This window comes from Neobacillus terrae, from assembly GCF_011393025.1.
Classification (GTDB): domain Bacteria; phylum Bacillota; class Bacilli; order Bacillales; family Cytobacillaceae; genus Neobacillus_A; species Neobacillus_A terrae.
On sequence record NZ_JAAOEO010000034.1, the window covers coordinates 1 to 19821 of the forward strand.

Consider the following 19821-nt stretch of genomic DNA (forward strand, 5'->3'; position numbering starts at 1 on the left):
CTACAAAAATAACCGGCTTTTCTACATTTTTGAATGGCCGTTCTACAAAAGCAAAGGAGCTTTCTACAATTCTTTGTGTTATCTACAAAAACCTAGTTCTATTCTTCAAAAAAGACCGGCTATTCTACATTTTTGAATGGCCGTTCTACAAAAGCAAAGGAGCTTTCTACAATTCTTTGTTTAATCTACAAAAACGCAGATCTATTCTACAAAAATAACCGGCTATTCTACATTTTTGAATGGCCATTCTACAAAAGCGAAGATGCATTCTACAATTCTTTGTTTAATCTACAAAAACGCAGATCTATTCTACAAAAAAGACCGACTATTCTACATTTTTTCAAGACAGTTCTACAAGTGGGAAGGAGCTATCTACAATTAATATATCCCTGGATCAAGCTGTAACACTACCCTCTGTTTCATTGTTTATTAGAGCTGCCTGTGGTTTAAATCCGGCTTTTTATCCCTTTTTAATTTACTTAAAAACTATTAAACTCCCCTCTTGTAATATTTTGTTCAAAATGTTTTTACAGATTTGTGAAATAGTGAGCAAACTTACCTCAAATCAAAATTAATAAACTATAATAACAGTGTAATCAAGTTATTAAAACTAATTTTCCTAAAGGGGTCTTCAATATGTTTAATCAAGTTTTAAGAACAAACAAAGTCTCTTCTATCCTCCTCACATTCATTCGGTTGTATGTCGGCTATGCCTGGTTCGAAGCTGGCCTCCACAAGCTCACTGGCGGATTTGATGCATCAGGATTCCTAAAAGGCGCGATCGCCAATCCAGTAAAAGGTCCAGACGGAAGTATTCTTTATGGCACTTATCTCACTTTCTTAAAAAGCTTTGCTCTTCCAAATGCTCATATCTTTAACGTTTTGGTTCCTTGGGGCGAATTGCTTGTAGGCCTTGGCTTAATTCTAGGATGCTTAACAACTGCTGCTATGTTCTTCGGTTTAGTGATGAACTTCTCTTATGTAATGGCTGGAACCATTTCTTCTAACCCAATGGACATTCTGCTTGGCGTCATTATCTTAGCTGCAGGCTTCAACGCTGGAAAAATCGGCTTAGACCGCTGGGTGATCCCTTTCATCCGCAAAACAGCAATTAAAGGAAACAACCAAACAGTTAAACAAAATGCTTAATTGAAAAAACACCTTATCGGTTATGATAAGGTGTTTTCTATTTATGAGACGGCCTTCATCAAAAAGGCCGTCACTCTTTTTCTAGATATTCTAGAAAACTTCTGGCTTACTCTTTTCTATTGCACCTGCAGGCTTACATCATCCACGAAGAAATCGGTCGGGTTGCTGCTGTCATTTGTTCCTTTGAAGGCGATTTGTACTGTCTGACCTTTGTAATTCAATAAGCTGTAACTCCGCTGCACCCAGCCGGACGCTGTGCCATCATTCAGGGTTAACAGTGTTGCGAGTGCGGAGCCGCTTGTATTTCGTACCTGTGCGTAGAAATAATCATAGGCATGGCTTGTTTCTGTTGTAGAAACATAAGTCCAGAACGTTAGTGTCGCACTTGTTGCGGTAGAAGGAATGGACACAGTTTGATAGATTGTGTCTGTACTGCTGTTATATCCATTTAAGTAAGCTGAGTAGCTGCCTGTATGCGGACGGGATGTATCAACAAGCTGATAGCCGCCTGTGCTTGATTCGGTCCATGGTGATTGGCCGCTTTCAAAACCGCTATTTGTAATTAATTGTGTAGCAGTGCCGCCTCCGCCTGTTCCACCTCCGGATGATGATCCATTGATATCGCGAATTAGGTTATAGGCGTCTGGTGTACCAATACCGGAGGCCATATCATAGCCAGCTGTTGCTGGATAGTACAGGTTACTTCCGCTTGTCACATCGTGGAAAGCGTTATAGGTTTGAGCTGTATTAAACATCTTATAAAGAGTAGGATTTGCCTGGCCAAGGTTTCCCTTACCGTTTGCTGCTGCATATTGGTTATTGAGAGCTGCGATGCCAGCCCATAACGGAGCTGCTGCAGATGTTCCTCCCACTACAGTCCAGGCTCCCTGGCTGTAGATGGAATATCCAGTGCTCGGATCAGCATCCGCTGATACGTCGGGAACCTCACGTTTTCCGTTCGAGTAACTATTTTGAACACCAGCACCAGATTGGAACGAAGGCATTGCATAGACCTTTGAAAGACCGCCGCCTCCACCAGTTTTATTGGTGCTGTTAGCCCATACTGATTCTGAGCTGTAAGATGATCCGCTTAAGTTCAAGTGTGTTCCGCCAACACCTGTTACATATGGGTCGTTTGCTGGGCTGTCAACCTCTAAAGTAGAACCTCCGGAATCATAAGCTCCATTGTCACCAGATGCAGCAAAAATACTTTGTCCCTGGGTAGCATATTGCTGGAATATAGTATGCAGGCTGTTCATTGTAGCACTGGAAGCATGCTGTTCACCGATTCCCCAGCTGACAGAAATTGATTTTGCTTTATTATCAGTTGCTATTCTTTGATAGTTATCAATTAAGCCTTGATCTGTGTTTGGCGCTTCATAAACGACTACTTGTGCTTTTGGTGCAATCGCGTTGATTACCTCAATATCCAGCTCTACTTCGACTTCACCCTGGCCAGCAGCACCGCTATATCCATCTACGTATACATTTGTAGGAGCAGGGCTTCCAAGACCATAATAATTACTATAAGAAGTAATATTCGAAGCCTTATATCCATCAAGTTCCATCACGGCTACTGTTTGGCCCGATCCTGTATAGCCGGCAGTTGCCAGCGGGCTGACATCATAAGCCCCTTTCAGCTCAGCTGGAGTATAACCGCCGGAAGGACCGCTGCCCACTCTTGGGTTAACTGCTGCGGGCTTATTACTTACTTGAGGTGATGGTTTTCTGATTTTTGGATGTGTGTAGTGCGCCTCATTATTAAGACCTTCTACATCCGTAATGACTCCTGCAAATTCGGCAGGTATTTCTGGAGCCTGTTCGTTCGCAAAATAGGTTTGGCCTTTTGAATTTTTATAGTTATTAATGGTTACTCCAAATGCATCTTCCATCTGTCCAGTTGTGCCATTAACTGTGATAAAAGCATTATTGGATGATACACCCTGAACTTCAAATCCTTTGCTTTTTAAAAAGCTTTTTACATTGTCCACTGTTTGATCTGTCGGTCCAAACTGACTTTTGAATTCGTCTGGTGTTAGGTACTGCTTGTAATTAGGGGAGGAAGGATCATTGAGACTGGCGATAAAACCGTCAAGCTTCTCACTGTTTCTTAATTGCAGCGCTACCGTTAAGGATGCTTTTGTACTGCGGCTGGTATGGCTAACCATTTTTCCATGTGCTGCTGCATTTGGTGCTGCACCTTTTAACTGAACGTGGCTGGGAGCAGCTGCGTAGCTTGGACCTCCAGACATCCCCAGTGTCAGGCTTAATACGGAAGCAGCAAGCGGCATGAAAATTTTGCTTTTTTTCATTTTTTCACCTCTCCATTTCCCCAAACAAAAAATCTCCAACATGGCGCTTTTTTACCATTTTGGCGGCCCGACTGCCGTGGAATCGTTTGCCGTCTTTCTTTAGGCCCGTGGCTTTGCGTCACCATCTTTCAATGGTTTTGCTTTTTTCATTTGGAATAATTTTTCCGATTATCTAGTATTTTAGCTAGTTAAAAATACCAAGTATATAAGTCTATAAGCATATTTACAATTAAAATTTGATGAGAAAATGAAGAGAGTCATAGGGAAATCAGCACTTCTTCCAATTAGGATATTTTCTCGCATCAGTCCATACTCCCAAAATGAAATTTTCCCAACCTCCAAGCGATCCTAAAGTCCCATATCTATCGTTACTTAACCTGTCACTTTTTCTTTTCGTAAACTTTGTTGTTTTTAATAGCAAAAATAGACTCGCTTTCCGCGGGCAATCCGCGAGCCTGTCAAACTTCAGCACCTAGCCCCTCGAGGTCGCTTCAGTCCTGACTTTGAAGTAAAGAACGACTTCATCGTCAGGCCCTCCAGCGCTTGTCGGGGCTGAACAAGGCGCTTCCGTTCTTCTTTCTCCTCGGTCGCTAACGACCTGCGGGGTCTCGCCTGGCTTGCTTTTCCCGCAGGACGTTGAGATTGCATCGGTGAATCGTCACCGCACGAAGAAAATGCAAATGCATTTTCGAGGATCTCGCCTATTTTTGCCTCACAATTCCTTCAAATTGCAACAATCTCTTAGAAAAGAGCCTTAAAAAAAGAAAAGGGAGCACATGCTTTTTCTTTTGCTCATTAAACGGTCACAATTTTCAACAAACACCCCTGACCTTTTGAACCCTTTTTTCTTATATAGAAGGTGAAAGGGTGGTGCAATAAAATGAATTTAAAATCGGGTAATATTGAAGGGTTTGAGCAATATTCACAGTTTTCATCACTTAAGGAATTTAACACTCATTTTGAAATGTGGATGTCAATACATAAGGTTGATTTTTCAAAAGGTGAATTGGTGGGTTTAAAAGGTCTTGTCCGTTTTGACGCTAAGGTTCCAGGAGTCTGTAATGCAAAGATTGGTACCATTTTAAAAGCAATTAATGAGGCCTATCATGATAATGGAATCTCACGATCTACCTTTAAGCGAATGGTACAAAAAGCTAAAGATTTAGGCCTCCTCACTGTTCATGAAACAGAAAGAAAAAACGGATCACAATCAAGCAATTTATATATTTTTAATCGTTTTCCATCAAATGAACCACCTAAAGAGGAAAAAGTGAACCACCGTAATAAAACCATTAATCTTTTAAAAACTAATAATCAAAAGATAATAAAACGTCTGGAAGAAACATCGAAGGAACTAAATTACACTTTTGTTAGCGACAGAATTCCCCAGCCATTTGTTCAATTGATCAAATACTTTTTTCCGGAAGCAAAAACCATCGAAGAATATTGGCATATGGTACAGATTGCTGCCTACCGGAATAATTACGAGAAGCAAAAGGATTGTGTTCTTGATATTGCCATTCAATCTTTCCGGCAGCTCATTCGAAAAATGAAAACAGCCAAGGGCATAAAACAGCCAATTGCTTATTTCTACGGAATATTGGATAACAAATTTGAAGAGCTTTTTGTTCAGGAGTTGTTTGAATTGGGAAATTGAGGAGTTATTTGGGGAATCAGTAATTTTAAATAGGATACATTAAAAAATGAGCAATATCTATTGCTCAAAACCTTTGCAGGGAGTGATGTATCATGGCTAGAAACAAACTTTTGGTTCCTGGATCCGAGAACGCTCTGGATCAGATGAAAGAAGAAATCGCCAGCGAGTTTGGAGTTCAACTTGGTGCTGATACGACCGCACGGGCTAACGGTTCAGTCGGAGGCGAAATGACAAAACGTCTTGTTGCCTACGGTGAACAGGCTTTAAGAAATCAGCAGGGCCAATAACCCTCAGATTTCAAAAGAGCAGCCCCGTGCAAAGCGGGGCACTCTTTTTGTGACGATTTTTTAAGCTATGAAAAACATTATGTCACTCAAGTATCTGTTACTTTATTTTTATTAAAGTTGGAGGAACGTCTCCCTTCAAACCTGCTACAAGATTAACTGCTCCCAGCATCGCCATTTTATATCGGGTTTCGTATGTGGCCGATCCAATATGTGGCAGTGTTACCACATTGTCCATAAAAAGAAGCGGATTATCCTCTTCAACTGGTTCTTGGGTAAATACATCAAGGCCTGCACCAAGTATTTTTCCCTCATGAAGGGCTTGAATTAATGCATCTTCATCCACGGTTTTACCTCTTGAAACATTAATAAAAATAGCTGTTTCCTTCATAAGTTCAAACTGTTTCGCCCCAATCAGTTTTTCCGTTTGGGCATTCAGAGGTGTCATTAGACAAATAAAATCGGACTGCTTTAACAAATCTTCCATCGAACAATAAGTGGCATCATACTTTTTCTCGGCATCTTCATTTCTGGAACGGTTATGGTACAAAATTGGCATATCAAAACCGAAATGTGCCCTTTTTGCCAGTGCAGAACCTACGCCGCCCATTCCGATAATCCCTAATACCTTATGATGCACATCAACACCAAACCATTTTTCTTCCAGAGTCCTTTCCCAATTGCCACTTTTCAGCCATTGGTCCAATTTGGGGATCCTTCTGGCTGTGGCTAAAATTAAACCCATAATGGTATCCGCTACTGTATCATTAAGAACATCCGGTGTATTCGTTGCCATAATGCCTCTTTCAGACAAAGCCTCCATATCAAAATTGTCATAGCCTACTGAAGTATTACAAACCATTTTTAACTCGGGTGCCTGATCCAAAAATTCTTTATCCACCTTTAAACCCGACCCCAATATACCCTGTGCGTCCTTTAAGCTTTCGAGGAAAAGAGGATAATTATGCTCATCCAGATTTTCAAAGTATGTAATTTCACAGCTGTCCTCGATAAAATCCAGAACTTTTTGATCAACCTTTTTATAAACGATTACTTTTGGTTTCATAATTAATTCCTCTCTCTCATTTGTTTGGAATAATTATAGTATATAACTCACCGTTCGTTAGAGCCATATATACACAATGAAGTTCACATTTTTTAGCCAATGGAAAGTTTATGTTAAGATAAAAAGAAGCAAATATAATGGATAAAAAACTTTGGAATTTGTAGTAAAGGAGTAATGGTATTTGGAAACAGTATCCTCTGTATTTAAAAAGAACTTCCATGTTGATTTAAGAGAGGTTGATTTTACAAAAAAGCTCAAGTTGAGTACTCTTTTCAGCCTTTTCCAGGATATTGCAAGTGAAGCATCTGCAGATATTGGGTTTGGGATTGAAGCCCTTGATAAAAAATTCGGGGTAGCATGGATCTTAACCCGTATTCGCGTCGAAATAGTAAGGAGTCCTTCCTGGGATGAGGAAATTACCATTGAGACCTGGCCGCTTAAACCAAGTAAGATTGAATTCGACCGGGATTATCTTGTGAAAGATAAAAACGGAAAAATTATTATTAGAGCTGTCTCTAAATGGGTCATTATGGATATTAAAGAGAGAAAACTTCGGCGAACAGACCTCATTGGCATCAAATATCCAGAGCACATAACAGAAAGAGCTATTGATGGCAAATTAGGAAAGCTAAAAGCTTTTGGAGAACTTGTACCAGCCTATGACAAGGTTATTGGCTATAGTGATATCGACTTTAATGGCCACTTAAATAACTCTAAGTATGTAGACTACATAATGGATTGCTTTCCTGTTGAAGATCATGTAAACTACTCCATCAAAACCATCGATCTCAATTTTAACAATGAAGCATTACCTGGTGAAACGGTAACACTTTGCAAGGACACCTCCTTTACAAATCAGAATATAATCTATATTGAAGGTAAAATCGCAGATAAGGTTGTTTTCAAATCAGAGGTTACGATTGCAGCAAAATAAAAAGCCTTCTAACTATAGTAAAGAGCTTCATTTTTTCAAAGAACATCAAAACCACATTCAGTTTGGCACATGAATTGTCACATAGAAAAAAGCTCAGAGTCTATTGCTCTGAGCTTTTCTTATTCAGGATGGTTTATCCATTAAAGCCCCCGTTAACTTAATAACACTTTATTTTTTCAACTCCATATAGTGAGTTGAACTTGGATATATATCTACCTTTAAAAATCCATAAGAAGTGTAAAAATTATCACCTTGTTTGGTATTTGTACGAAGTACCAATATTTTATAATACTTTTTTGCTTCGTTAATAATGCTTTTTAATAACAAGCTTCCAATACCTTTTCTCCTATACTCTTTATTAACATAAAACCTTCTCACCCTGCCTATAAATGGTTTATTTGAAAAAGGGTCTGGGTTTAGTCCGCCAATGGCAACTATTTCACCATTATTATTAAAAACACCATATAAAGCTTCGCCAAAATTGTTAAAAGTATTAGTGCCATTTAAAATCAAAAACTAATCTTTCTCCAATACGAAAACCCTCTTCTTTACTTTGCTTTATTAAAATGCTCAAATCAAGATTACATAGATTATCTATTTGCTTTACTTTCATTTATACCCTCCAGAAAAAAGTATTTCATCTGATTAAACGAATTTTCCTTTTTTTAGATTTTAACATAAATTACCTATTCCTTTTGTTTGTTTTTTATACATTAAATACAACCATCTGAAATAACACAATGACAATAGTTTTGGTTCATTTATTTGTTAATTCGGCAATGAAAACAGGAAGAACTCTTACAAATCCATAAAAAAATCGAGTATGAAACTTTGCGATATCATACTCGATTTTCCATTGTTAATTCGATTGTTTCTCCATGTTATTTGAACTACATACTTTATGCTTTCTTTCCTTTCTTCAAATTTTCAACAACCTCCAAACATGATATTTATCTGAATATTATGATAAAATAAACGGGCAGGTATCTTTTTAAGGGGGAAGGCGGATGGCGAGAATTCCTTATGTGGAGTTTGAACAGGCAACAGACGAGACAAGGCAAATGTACAAAAAATTAGAGAATATGAATGGACAAGTTGTGAATATTTATAAGCTTCTTGGCAACCATCCAAAGGCTCTACAGGGTTTAATGGGGTTAAGCTTGGCAACTTACCGTTCAGGGGAATTAGATCCCCAATTGGCGGAACTTGTTTACCTGCATACCTCGGCGCTTAACCAATGTCACTACTGAATACCGACCCATATTATGCTCGGTCGGAGCGTAGGTTTATCAAAGGAAAAAGTGGAGCAGTTGCGTAAATGGAGGGACAGTTCTGTTTATAGCGATAAAGAAAGGCTCATTTTGGAATACACTGAGGCTTTAGTTAAGGACATCCGTATTTCGGATGATTTGTACAAGCGTGTCGCCGAAATATTTACTCCAAAACAAATCATTGATATTTGTTTTACCTCCGGGATTTCTGGAATCATCAACCGCATCCATGGCACTTTCCAAACAGAGGTAGATGAACTTACCTTAAACCACAAGTTCGTAAAGGAAAGTCAAGATGCTTTAAAAAAGAATTCTAACTTATAGAAGATGCCTACTATTCCTATAAAAAATAAAAATGGAAGTATCCTTATAGAAAGAGGATACTTCCTTTTGTATGATTTTTGCAGAAATATGCTCGTACTCCCCGTCTAACGCGGTTTATTTACTAAACCTCTTAAAAATTAAGGTGGCATTATGCCCGCCAAAGCCTAATGAGTTGGATAGCGCGATTTCAATATCCTTTTTCTTAGCCACGTTGGGAACATAATCTAAATCAAGTTGTTCATCAGGTGTTTCATAATTAATAGTTGGAGGGATGATCCCTTCCTTAATGGCTAATAGAGAAAAGATCGCTTCAAGGGCACCAGTTGCTCCTAGCAAATGTCCTGTCATCGATTTTGTTGAACTTACGGAAAGAGTATACGCATGTTCTTTGAAAACTTCCTTGATGGCTAATGTTTCATACAAATCATTATAATAAGTGGAAGTTCCGTGTGCATTGATATAGTCCACTTGTTCTGGTGAAATACCGGCATCCGTTAATGCCATTTTCATGGACCGCTGTGCACCTTCTCCATCAGGTGCTGGTGTTGTAATATGATGGGCATCACCCGTTGCTCCATAACCAATCAGCTCTCCATATATATGAGCATCTCGGGCAAGAGCATGGTCTAAGTCTTCTAAAACCAATATCCCAGCGCCTTCCCCTATAACAAAGCCATCCCGATTTTTATCAAAAGGCCGGCTTGCTGATTTTGGATCAGGATTTTTCGAAAGAGCGGTCATATTAGAAAATCCCGCTACGGTCATTTCAGTAATCGTAGCCTCTGTTCCGCCAGCAATCACCATATCGACAACCCCATTTTGGATTGCTCGGAATGCATCACCTATGGAATTAGCGCCAGATGCACAAGCTGTGACTGAACAGTTATTGATACCTTTTGCACCAATTTCAATGGAGACTTGTCCTGCGGCCATGTCTGGAATAAACATCGGGATCGTAAAAGGATTAACTCTTCTTTGACCTTTCTCTAAAAATTTCCGATGCTGTTCCTCGAACTCACCCAAACCGCCAATTCCTGACCCAACCCAAACACCAACCCGCTCCGGTTGAATATCCACGCCAATCTGAATGCCTGCATCCTTTACAGCCATTTTACTTGCAGCAACAGCGAACTGACTGTAACGCCCCATTCTTCTTGCTTCTTTTTTATCCATAAATTCTTCTGGTGCAAAGTTTTTTACTTCAGCAGCTATTTTAACATCAACTTTTTCAATATCGAATATGGTTGCCGGACCAATTCCGGATACACCATTTTTTATGTTCGTCCAGGTTGTAAAAGCATCATTCCCCAAAGGAGTAACTGCTCCTATACCTGTTACCACTATTCTTCTGTTCATTTGTTGCCCCCCTTTTTCATTTTTCCATTATAATTCACAAGTAGTGTCAAAAAGAAGGAATTGGACTTTTAAAATTTTGGAAGAAAATAACCGTCGATTTATTTTGCTGACAAGGTTGTAGAATATTGATGTTTTTGTATGTAAACCACCCCGCTGCAATTCTTCCCAAACTTCCCTGCAGCCTGCAACTAGAACATCTTCTCACTAGGATAAAATTCGAATAAAAACAAGGCTGGGAAAAATCATTCCCAGCCTTGTTTATATTACCACTCGAATATAGAAGTATATGTCTTGTCCGATTTTTTCCGGTTTAGTGACCAGCTCATAGCCATGTTTGACGGCCTCCTCCGGAACACTTCGGAATGATTGCGGGCAATCTGCAATCACCTGTAACACTTCCCCGATTTTCATAGTTTTTAGCGCATCCAGCGCATAAATGACAGGATATGGTCAAGGCTCACCACGAATATCTAATGTATAATTCACATCAATCTCTTGTGACAAACTTTATGCCTCCTTTGGAGCTAGTTGCTCTGTCTTTTCTTGTTTAATGCCATTACCATAACGGAAGCGCTTTTCCCACCAGCTGGAGAGTAAGAACCAGACCGCTAACATGGCAAGCGTCCCAAGAAGAGCTCCTGTTGGACCCCACTCCTCGATTAAGTTCACCTTATTCCAGTTTTTCGTAAGAGCATTAAAGATGCCGAGATGATCCCAACCATATGCTAAGATGGTTGCACCTACGATATTTCCTGCACCTACGATCCAAAATAGTATTTGTCCTTCCATGGCACGATACATCATTCCTGTTTCACAGCCTCCGGCAAGCACAATACCAAATCCGAATAATAAACCACCAATCACAGTACTTGGAGCCGCCATTTTAATCAACTGGACAGAGCCGTTTTGAATATAGATAAATGTGATGACGACACTTATCATCATTCCAACAGCAATTGCTTTTGACATCACCGCACGTCCGCTTACCCATAGGTCACGAAAGGCAGAGGTAAAGCAAATCTGTCCCCGCTCAATCAAAATTCCAAATAGAGCACCAGCAATTGCACCAACACCCAAAAGATTTTTTCCCACTGAGAAGAAATAAATAATAATTCCAACGTAAATACATGCCAAAAGTAAACCTAAAATTGGTTGTATGCTTGCTTTTTGAACTCCCTTTTTGTCAGGCTTGACTGCACCCTTTCGAAGGTTTGGCTTTCCAAGCCACCATTTAGTGTTAACCACTTTAACACCAAAGTATGTTCCAATAGCCGTCATCACCATAAAAATCCAGGCATGAAAGGAAAACTGTGGAACTCCTGTGAAAAAAGCAGCCAGGTTACATCCAAGGGCTAAACGTGCACCAAATCCAGCAATGATCCCGCCGATAAACCCTTGGAAAAGACGGCGTTTTTGTCTTGGTACACGGATTTTAAAGCTATTGCTAAATAAAATCATCATTAATGCACCAGCGAGCATCCCAATTACAATCCAGCCATCTGTGCGATCAATTGGTGTTCCCTGAATTCCTACCAGCTTAAAATAAGCCCATTGAGACACATCTACTCCAAACCATTGAAGGATATGTCCTCCTAATCTAGTAAATTCCCCTGTTACCGCCCATACAGTTCCTGTTATGCCAAAATACAAAGCACTAATCAGACCGGCAAGACTGATGGCAATATAGGGATTCCAATACTCCTTAAAGATTTTTTGATACAGATTCATATTTAAACTGTCAACTCCTCTTATAAAGAAATATTTAGAGATTCTTTTATTACAGAATAAACATTCCAGCAATTCCGCTTAAGATCCCTAAAATGACAACCGAGCCTGCAACGATGAATAAAACTTTTTTTGGAAATGATTTTGCAACAAGAATAAGTGAAGGCAGACTAATTGATGGTAAAGTAATAAGCAAGGCTCCTGCTGGTCCTCCACCAAGGCCAAAGGACATAAATGTTTGGATAATTGAATGGGTGGTAGCAGCAAGAATGGATTTGTCGTAATAAGGAGACCATTTTACATACCATAACCCCGCAAGTGCAACGATTAAAAAGCTGACTACAAAAACAGCAGTCTTTTAGAACTTTAAAAGAATGTTTCAAACCCCCATAAAAATTTTTTATATCCCTCATAAAATTTTATCATAATAACACCCGAACCAATAAAATTTTTATTTTTCAAAACAGACAAAATTTATAACATAATTTTGATAACCATGTTTTATCGATAATTAACTTTATTTTTAGCGAGTAATCGTTGTTAAAAAGGATTTTTCTTTAACTTCAGCTGCTTCCTTATTTTTAATAAGAAAAGATGTTTTGAAGGAGTGATGTATTTTGTTATTATCAAAAGCATGGGGATTATAATTTAAGGCAGTAATTTATCCTGTCGTTGTTAATAATGGCTTATAAAGAATAAATACCAGGGAGATTTCGAAATTATGAATTTTAAAAAACTAGAGGCATTCATTACAGTTTTGGAAAAGAAAAGCTTTTCGGAGGCAGCTATCGCATTAAAAAGTTCACAGCCTGCCATTAGTTTGAAGGTAAAGAGCCTGGAAGATGAGCTGGGGATTGAACTTTTTGATAGAGGACATTCTGGCATTCAACCTACTTTACAAGGTAACCTGGTATATCATGCAGCAAAAGATATTTTACAAAGATGGGTACAGCTAAACGATGATTTGAAAGGATTTCACGATACTTTAACAGGGACCTTGGCTATCGGTGCAAGCACAATTCCAGGCACCTACCTCTTACCCGGCTGGATTATGAACTTTCGAAAGCTATATCCAAAAGTAAAAATTACAGTTGAAATTAGCGACTCGACAAAAATTTTAAATAAGCTGCTTGACCATCAAATTGATATCGGAATAGTAGGAGTGCAGCAGTTATCAGGCAAAGTGACATTTAGCCCGATTGCTACTGATTCCCTGGTATGTATAACTCCAAATGAATTCTCGCCCTCCGAAGCAGATGAACTGGATTTTAGCGAGTTAAAAAAGTACGACCTAGTTTTAAGAGAAGAAGGCTCCGGAACAAGGTTAGTAATGGAGGATTACTTTGCCTCAAATGGCTTATCGATGGAGGATTTCGATACTTCTTTTTCAATTGGAAGTACGGAAGGAGTTATTGCTGCGGTTGAAGCTGGTATTGGGATAAGTTTTGTTTCAAAACTGGCCGCTGCCCCAGCTGTGAAAGCAAACAGGGTGCAAATGATTGAAAGATTTAAACCTTTCCAAAGAAGGATTTATCTTTCTATACTGAACGAAACAGCAAACCGTCCAATTATCAAAGAATTTGTAGACTTTTTAGTAAAGAATAATTCCATTTATTAGAAAACACCTATTTGGATATCCATTTGCAGCTCCCACCGTGAGTGATACCTGAAATTCTAGTATATGTCTCACTGTTTTCCTTAATAAATGAAAGAACGGCTTCCCCCCGCAACCTAAAGTCTAGATGGCTTTCAGATTCCTGTTGCTCTTTTAAACTATCTATGTATTTAACGGAACATCCGATAGTATTAGATATGATCTCGGCAGTTTCACTAGCTCTTTTTAAGGTACTGCTCCATATAAAATCGGGTGGAAACTCTTTTAAAACTCGTTGTGACATTTTCTCTGCCTGGACAAGCCCATTGGGGGTTAAGGGCAAATCAGTAGAACCACTGTAATTCTTCTCTAAAAAAATCATCTTCTGATTCTCCGTGACGAATCAATAATATTTGCATTTCTTACCCTCCTCACTATATGGTTCCTAATTTAATTTCTATATTGGATTAACCTGCCCCCGTGAGTGGAACAAGAAAAAAAGACTACTCCTTAATAAGGTAAAGCATACGCTAGTTGAGGCAGTATTCATTAAGCCCTCACTTTCTTCTACTTGAAGATACTGCCTGTTTACTGTTCAGGAGCCAATACACCGTATCTCTAAAGACTCCTTTGGAATCTACTCTAAACCGAATATTACTATTCCGAGAGTCAATACCATATTCAATTTTCTCGTCACTTGCATACATCGTTTGGACAGCAATGCAGTAAATTCCTTGGGTTAATACTTTGCTATTTTCAAATTCTTTTAGTATATCCTCTGCACGAGGAACCTTTTTGCTTTGTTTATAGGTGTTATAGTAATAAGAAAAATTAATAACACCTCTATTTCCCATATCCTTAGTCTCTTTATTGATTGTTAAGTTCGGAAGCAATTTGTTAGTATCAATTGATTGTTTTAGTATAAAGTTTTCTACTAATTCATTCTCTTGTTTTTTATCAATGCGTACAGTCAAATAATAATAAAAGTTATTTTTAGCAAAGTCATATTCAGTTGGTGAGTTTTTCATTAATCGATACTTTTTTATAATCTTGTTTTAAACCGACATAACTCTAGGATGCTGTACAATATACGCCCCTTTAAATAATTCGTAATAAACATCATCACTATTTGCTTTATCAATAATATGTGAATCTCGTAAAAGAGTGATGAATGCGGTTGTATGATACGGTTTTTTAATTTCAATTGCGATTTGATGATCAATCCCCTCAAACCAATTGTTATCCCAATTTAGAAAACGAAAGTCCTCTTCTAACGAATACTTTTCGGATAGGTATTACCTTAAAGGTTTTTTTAGATCATTTTCTGTCATACAACCTGTTATTATCAACATGCAGAACAATAAAGTTATTAATAAAATCATAAATTTGTTAATCCCCCTATATCTCACTAATAGATCCCACTCCCAAATAATACCCCTCCTTTAGCTATTCTGTTCTTTTCAAAAAAATTCCTTTTTCCACTATGTTCCCTTTTTGTTGAATAAAAAAAGCCGGTTATTAGTATTTCTACTATAGGCATTTCCTGATCGACAAAACCTAACCGGAATTACACAATTGGTTACCCGAATGCCTCCTTTAAAATCCAGATTAGTAATAATATAACTAGTGTTCTTCTTACATAAACCTAGTCAGTTAGTATGAGGATGAAACAAAAGTGAAATATTTAAGTACAATTAAGTTTTAATATCTATTTAAAGGGTATATATTATGGTTATCATATAAATATGATGAAGCTAGTTAGGGGGCACAAAATGGAATCAAAACTCATTTTAAGGGAAGAAATAAAAACCTACATAGACGAAAACAGGGAAATGTTCGAGAATATGCTTCTGTCTGAAGCAATAAACGTTTCAGGAAAAATTAAAGACATTTTAAATAAGGGAAACATTGATTTATTAAAAAATGCCAGGAGATTGATTTTTTATGTAGTGGAACAAAAAGATGAAGAATTAGTCTCTTTTGCTAATCAGGAGGGAATTGCCTGGGCGACACATTCTTTAACACTTGCATTAAAATTAGAATGGGTACAAGCCATCAGAAGAACTTTGTGGCAGATTATAAGTTCAATCGATGAAACAAAGAGTATAACAAGAGCGCGCTCGGAATACTATGAACTCGAAAAATTAATAAATGACAGGGTCGACCAATTCCTTAATAGTTTTTTCCTTAGTTATTCTAATTCCAAGGATGAAATGCTCCTTAAACAAAGAGAAATGGTGGAACATTTGTCGGTTCCAATCATTCCTGTAAGTGGATCAGTTTCCGTCTTGCCTTTGATTGGCACCGTTGACTCATACAGAATTAAAATTATTGAAGAAAAAGTTTTAAACGATATAGCAGAATCCAGAATTCAGACTCTGGTTTTGGACCTTTCAGGAATAGCCATGATGGAAATGGATGTCATTGATTATTTGGAAAAAATATTGGCTGGTGTCTCCATGATGGGCTGCAAAGTCACACTTACTGGACTCAGACCTGACCTTGTTAGAAAAATGGTTCATGCAGGAATCCGTTTTGAAAAAGATGCTGAAACAAAAGGCACATTGCAGGAAACATTAAAGAAATATCTTTAATGGAAGAAAATTGACCGTTTATTACGGTCTTTTTTTATTTCCATCCAGTTAATTTACCGGTGAACCGCACAAATAGCTCTCCTTTGAATTTGTAGGATTAGCGAACCGCCTTAGCACTTCGTTTCCTCCAGAGGTCTCCCCTTTGGCCGCTTTTCTCGGAGAAGTTTCTCGCCTTCCGTTCCAATCAAAAGGGTGTCACAAATCAACGTTGCACTTTAACACAGCCTTTCTTTATTTCTTTGTTTCTTCCTTCACTTCTTCCATTCATAATCTTAAATTTCATAGAAAAACTACTTTTGGACACTTTCCCACTCTCACTGATGAGGATTTTGCGAATACAAAAAGGAAGTGTGAGAACTGTGTCTTGCTCCACCCTTTTTTAAAAAGCTAGATTTAAGAACTAGGATTCGATAATATAAATATTGAGAAAATTTTAAAAAAGAAGGAGAGTCATTCATGGCACAAGATTTAACTCATAATTATTATAAACAATTAATTGATTTACAAGATGTAGAAGGGCTAGAAGCTCAAATTCGGAGTTTACTTGATTTTCCGATCGAATCTGTTTCTGACCTAGAAAGATGGTTAAAAGATGAAAAGGATTTAATGATTAAAATCAAGGAGGCGATGACAGGTCACCAAGTGGACTTCTACCGGAACACAGAGGATGCGGAAATCAAGTCGACTTATCTTCACGATCAGCAGGTTGTCCAACCACTTTTAATGAAATATGAAGCAAAACTCGACGAGAAATGCTGTGAGTCTCCTTATTTAAATCAGTTAGATGAAAAACGTTACGGCTTAATGCGGCGCGTTCGCGAGTCCAAAGTTAAACTGTTCAGAGAAGAAAACATTCAATTAATGGTAAAAGAACAAGCGCTCTGTACTAAGTATAGTGAAATTATGGGGGGCTTAACAGTTGATTGGGATGGAGAGGAAAAGCCATTTCCGTTTATCCAATCTCAACTCGATAATCTAGATAGAACCGTGCGAGAAAAAGCTTATCACGCGATGATGTCAGCCCATCGTCAAATTAAGCCCGATATGGATGCCATCATGGACGAGCTCGTTCAATTACGCCATCAAATCGCCTTAAACGCAGGCTTTGAAAATTATCGTGATTATATGTTTGTGGCCAAAAATCGTGAGTATAGTGTCCAAGATTGTTATGACTTTCATGAAAATGTAGAGAAACATATTATCCCTGCTTGGAATCGACTCGCAGATGTTTTTAAGTCCAAGCTTGGTGTCGATACCTATCGCCCTTGGGATAACACAGCTAAATTGATGAAAAACCCACCATACTCCGAGGTCTCGACTCTTATGGATGGTGTTTCTGAAATGTTAGGGAAGACGGACCCCTATTTTGCAGACCGTTTCGATTACATGAGAGAGCATGGGTTACTAGATCTTGGAGATCGGAAAGGAAAAAGCCCAGGTGGTTTCTGTACCTCCTTACCTGTTTCAGGGGATACCTTTGTTTTTGCGAACTTTAGTCCATCCTTTTTCTCTCTGATCGCATTAATTCATGAAATGGGCCATGCGGTGAATGGATACCTCGAGTTATCCGAGCACGGTCCTATTGAAGACTATCAACACCGAATGGAAGTTGCTGAACTGTATTCTCATGGGATGGAATTGCTCTTATTGGATAAACTAGATCGTTTTTATCCAGGAGAAGAAGATTTTAAAAGCGCACAACGTGAAGAGCTAAGGCGTGCATTTACAATGTTATACGGCCCATTGTCAGGGGATCTCTTCCAGCATTGGATGTATACGAATCCTAAACACACTGCCAAAGAACGTGATGAAAAATTCTTTGAAATCTCGAAACGTTATGGCTTAAACCCTGTCGATACTTCTGGACTTGAGGACGAAATTGGGATGAGTTGGGCAGGCACCCTTCATTACTTCCAAGTTCCTTTTTATAATATTGAGTACTCCATCTCGATGCTTGGTGCTCTACAATTACTTGAGAATTATGGGAAAAACCCAGAGCAAGCTGTCGAATCCTTTAAAAAAGGTGCAAGTGCGGACTACAATCAATCCATCGCAGCAATTTATGAAGAAACTGGGGTTAGTTTTGATTTTTCGGAGCCGGCCGTTAAGCGAATGGGTGAATTCTTAGAAAAAGTCATTCAAGACATTCATTAACGAAGTGGGAGTACGGGGACAGTTCTTATAGAGGACAGTCGGAAGTTTTGCTCACAAAAAGGCACAACTAGGGAGATTATCTAGTTGTGCCTTTTTCTTTATTCGTCAATAGATCTATCCGCAAATTTCCGATTGCCCGAGAAGAATGAAGTTGCGGCCCCCAACCTATGGGGTTTCAATATTTTGATTTTCCATGTTTTTTTCTTTTGTTTTTTCCCTCACACCTTCCATTTCCCTTCAGTACAGGAATGCTGCCCCTTTAGCACAATAAGAAAACGGGTTAGTTGCAACCATCCCATCTTTAATAAGCCCTTGATAGTACAAGTAGAAATAATAATAAGGTTACTTTTTCCTACCAATATAAAGCAAGTGGCTTGAAATCCCTAGAATATATGGGTCTGTTGCTTTTTCTTTTATTAATTGATGATTTTTTTTACTTCTTGTTCACCTTTACCTTTCCAGTAATTCCAATTATCATTGTTTAAGATAGCACCTGCATTGGAACCTATTAAGTCCAATGTTTCAAACCATTGCGATTCCATAAAAGGATTAATGTCCTCAATATTAAAATAATACACACCCGGAAAACGTCCCTAATCCGCTTGGTTAAAGCATCCGGATTGAGAAAACTGAATGATCGTGTCTAAGTTATCGTTGGGTCTCCAATTTTCAGGAAATAAGAGAGATGTCAATATGTGTCTTATTCTAGGCATAAAAGCAACAAAAACCAGTCCATTTTTTTGGTTACCCTTTTTAATTCTTTAATTGCCTTTATACGGTCATTTTCTTGTAAATGGTACATAGGACCAAGCATTAATGATGAGTCGAATTGTTCATCCTTAAAATTAAGGGCTGGAACGGATATATAACGTTTGCTGTTCTTTCGTTTACTTTTTTGCTTGTTAATGGATGCATTGAGGGAATTCGTTTCTTAGATAAAAAATTGCAAAACTCCTAGTTGCAACAGAAAGAAAATAATTTACAAAACAAATAAGAAAATGCCCTTCTGATCGATAGGGGCTTTTTCAACTATAGCCCCCGGTAGTTCAAGAAGATTACCGATACGACCATTCCAGCCACCTTAACCAATAAAACCGCCAATAATAGCTCCTCCGATTACTCCTAAGCCAATGATTGGTAAATAGGCTTTTGTAATCAGTGCGTCTGGGAGGCTAATTAACAACCCTATCAAAATTCCTTTTGTCCAACCATACATAGGAAGAACAGTTACTGATATTAAGAAACCAATTGCAAAACGATTAATAAATGAACCAATAATAGCAATTCGTTTATCTGCAAAATTCATCGGGAGCATTATTAGTACAGATAATAAACCAAATATTAGACCTGATATAATTCCTAAGAAAATGCTGTTCATTGGTATTAAATATCCTTTCTCTA

21 protein-coding genes and 1 riboswitch are annotated in these 19821 nt (G+C 38.3%); of the genes, 10 read left to right on the forward strand and 11 right to left on the reverse strand.

The features are described from left to right. Positions 1-636 precede the first annotated feature (636 nt). Positions 637-1149, forward strand: coding sequence for a DoxX family membrane protein (locus G8761_RS24415; RefSeq protein ID WP_166030551.1), 513 nt, complete (start codon positions 637-639; stop codon positions 1147-1149). Positions 1150-1265: 116 nt separating this feature from the next. Here G8761_RS24415 and G8761_RS24420 read toward each other — a convergent pair whose 3' ends face one another. Beyond that, a complete protein-coding gene (locus G8761_RS24420) occupies positions 1266-3461 on the reverse strand; it encodes a S53 family peptidase (protein ID WP_166030552.1) in 2196 nt (731 codons plus the stop codon). 58 nt (positions 3462-3519) lie between these two features. Next, a riboswitch (cyclic di-GMP riboswitch) is annotated at positions 3520-3613 on the reverse strand. A gap of 728 nt (positions 3614-4341) precedes the next feature. Between G8761_RS24420 and G8761_RS24425 the strand changes: the two genes are divergently transcribed. Both G8761_RS24425 and G8761_RS24430 read left to right on the forward strand, forming a co-directional pair. Then, the gene (locus tag G8761_RS24425; protein ID WP_166030553.1) at positions 4342-5118 is read left to right on the forward strand and encodes a hypothetical protein; all 777 of its coding nucleotides are present in this window, start codon (positions 4342-4344) and stop codon (positions 5116-5118) included. Positions 5119-5210: 92 nt separating this feature from the next. Beyond that, positions 5211-5405 (forward strand): alpha/beta-type small acid-soluble spore protein, encoded by a 195-nt coding sequence (locus G8761_RS24430; protein WP_166030554.1) that lies wholly within the window; start codon positions 5211-5213, stop codon positions 5403-5405. A 97-nt stretch (positions 5406-5502) separates the two neighbouring features. On the opposite strand, the gene G8761_RS24435 is transcribed toward G8761_RS24430, so the two are convergent. After that, positions 5503-6468 carry a 2-hydroxyacid dehydrogenase gene (locus G8761_RS24435; RefSeq protein WP_166030555.1) on the reverse strand — a complete coding sequence of 322 codons (966 nt, stop codon included), beginning with the start codon at positions 6466-6468 and terminating at the stop codon, positions 5503-5505. Positions 6469-6649: 181 nt separating this feature from the next. Between G8761_RS24435 and G8761_RS24440 the strand changes: the two genes are divergently transcribed. Beyond that, a complete protein-coding gene (locus G8761_RS24440) occupies positions 6650-7402 on the forward strand; it encodes an acyl-[acyl-carrier-protein] thioesterase (RefSeq protein WP_166030556.1) in 753 nt (250 codons plus the stop codon). 168 nt (positions 7403-7570) lie between these two features. Here G8761_RS24440 and G8761_RS24445 read toward each other — a convergent pair whose 3' ends face one another. Next, positions 7571-7915: a GNAT family N-acetyltransferase gene (locus G8761_RS24445; protein WP_420800282.1), complete on the reverse strand. Its 345-nt coding sequence runs from the start codon at positions 7913-7915 to the stop codon at positions 7571-7573. A 494-nt stretch (positions 7916-8409) separates the two neighbouring features. Between G8761_RS24445 and G8761_RS24450 the strand changes: the two genes are divergently transcribed. Further along, on the forward strand, positions 8410-8652 hold the full coding sequence (locus G8761_RS24450) for a carboxymuconolactone decarboxylase family protein (RefSeq protein ID WP_166030557.1): 243 nt from the start codon (positions 8410-8412) through the stop codon (positions 8650-8652). A 60-nt stretch (positions 8653-8712) separates the two neighbouring features. After that, positions 8713-8997, forward strand: coding sequence for a carboxymuconolactone decarboxylase family protein (locus G8761_RS24455; RefSeq protein ID WP_166030558.1), 285 nt, complete (start codon positions 8713-8715; stop codon positions 8995-8997). A gap of 114 nt (positions 8998-9111) precedes the next feature. Here the strand turns inward: G8761_RS24455 and fabF are convergent, their stop codons facing one another. The 3 genes from fabF to yedE form a co-directional block, all read right to left on the reverse strand. Then, positions 9112-10353, reverse strand: coding sequence for a beta-ketoacyl-ACP synthase II (gene fabF, locus G8761_RS24460; protein WP_166030559.1), 1242 nt, complete (start codon positions 10351-10353; stop codon positions 9112-9114). 258 nt (positions 10354-10611) lie between these two features. Beyond that, complete coding sequence (locus G8761_RS24465) at positions 10612-10791, reverse strand: sulfurtransferase TusA family protein (protein WP_338001032.1); 180 nt, start codon at positions 10789-10791, stop codon at positions 10612-10614. 69 nt (positions 10792-10860) lie between these two features. Further along, positions 10861-12081, reverse strand: coding sequence for a selenium metabolism membrane protein YedE/FdhT (gene yedE, locus G8761_RS24470; RefSeq protein WP_166030560.1), 1221 nt, complete (start codon positions 12079-12081; stop codon positions 10861-10863). A 113-nt stretch (positions 12082-12194) separates the two neighbouring features. On the opposite strand from yedE, the gene G8761_RS28185 reads away from it, so the two are divergent. Both G8761_RS28185 and G8761_RS24480 read left to right on the forward strand, forming a co-directional pair. Beyond that, positions 12195-12362 carry a hypothetical protein gene (locus tag G8761_RS28185; protein ID WP_166030561.1) on the forward strand — a complete coding sequence of 56 codons (168 nt, stop codon included), beginning with the start codon at positions 12195-12197 and terminating at the stop codon, positions 12360-12362. Positions 12363-12799: 437 nt separating this feature from the next. Next, the gene (locus G8761_RS24480; protein ID WP_166030562.1) at positions 12800-13696 is read left to right on the forward strand and encodes a selenium metabolism-associated LysR family transcriptional regulator; all 897 of its coding nucleotides are present in this window, start codon (positions 12800-12802) and stop codon (positions 13694-13696) included. A gap of 7 nt (positions 13697-13703) precedes the next feature. Here G8761_RS24480 and G8761_RS24485 read toward each other — a convergent pair whose 3' ends face one another. Together G8761_RS24485 and G8761_RS24490 are read right to left on the reverse strand one after the other, a co-directional pair. Continuing rightward, complete coding sequence (locus G8761_RS24485) at positions 13704-14054, reverse strand: histidine phosphatase family protein (protein WP_166030563.1); 351 nt, start codon at positions 14052-14054, stop codon at positions 13704-13706. A 175-nt stretch (positions 14055-14229) separates the two neighbouring features. Continuing rightward, positions 14230-14700, reverse strand: a complete 471-nt coding sequence (locus tag G8761_RS24490; RefSeq protein WP_166030564.1) for a hypothetical protein — start codon at positions 14698-14700, stop codon at positions 14230-14232. 744 nt (positions 14701-15444) lie between these two features. Between G8761_RS24490 and G8761_RS24495 the strand changes: the two genes are divergently transcribed. Further along, positions 15445-16266, forward strand: a complete 822-nt coding sequence (locus G8761_RS24495; protein ID WP_166030565.1) for an STAS domain-containing protein — start codon at positions 15445-15447, stop codon at positions 16264-16266. A gap of 456 nt (positions 16267-16722) precedes the next feature. Next, positions 16723-18420, forward strand: coding sequence for a M3 family oligoendopeptidase (locus G8761_RS24500; protein ID WP_166030566.1), 1698 nt, complete (start codon positions 16723-16725; stop codon positions 18418-18420). 416 nt (positions 18421-18836) lie between these two features. Here the strand turns inward: G8761_RS24500 and G8761_RS27730 are convergent, their stop codons facing one another. The 3 genes from G8761_RS27730 to G8761_RS24510 form a co-directional block, all read right to left on the reverse strand. Beyond that, positions 18837-18962 (reverse strand): hypothetical protein, encoded by a 126-nt coding sequence (locus tag G8761_RS27730; protein ID WP_275940735.1) that lies wholly within the window; start codon positions 18960-18962, stop codon positions 18837-18839. Between the two features lie 158 nt (positions 18963-19120). Continuing rightward, a complete protein-coding gene (locus G8761_RS28190) occupies positions 19121-19327 on the reverse strand; it encodes a class I SAM-dependent methyltransferase (RefSeq protein WP_166030577.1) in 207 nt (68 codons plus the stop codon). A 174-nt stretch (positions 19328-19501) separates the two neighbouring features. Further along, positions 19502-19798 carry a hypothetical protein gene (locus G8761_RS24510; RefSeq protein WP_166030567.1) on the reverse strand — a complete coding sequence of 99 codons (297 nt, stop codon included), beginning with the start codon at positions 19796-19798 and terminating at the stop codon, positions 19502-19504. Positions 19799-19821 lie beyond the last annotated feature (23 nt).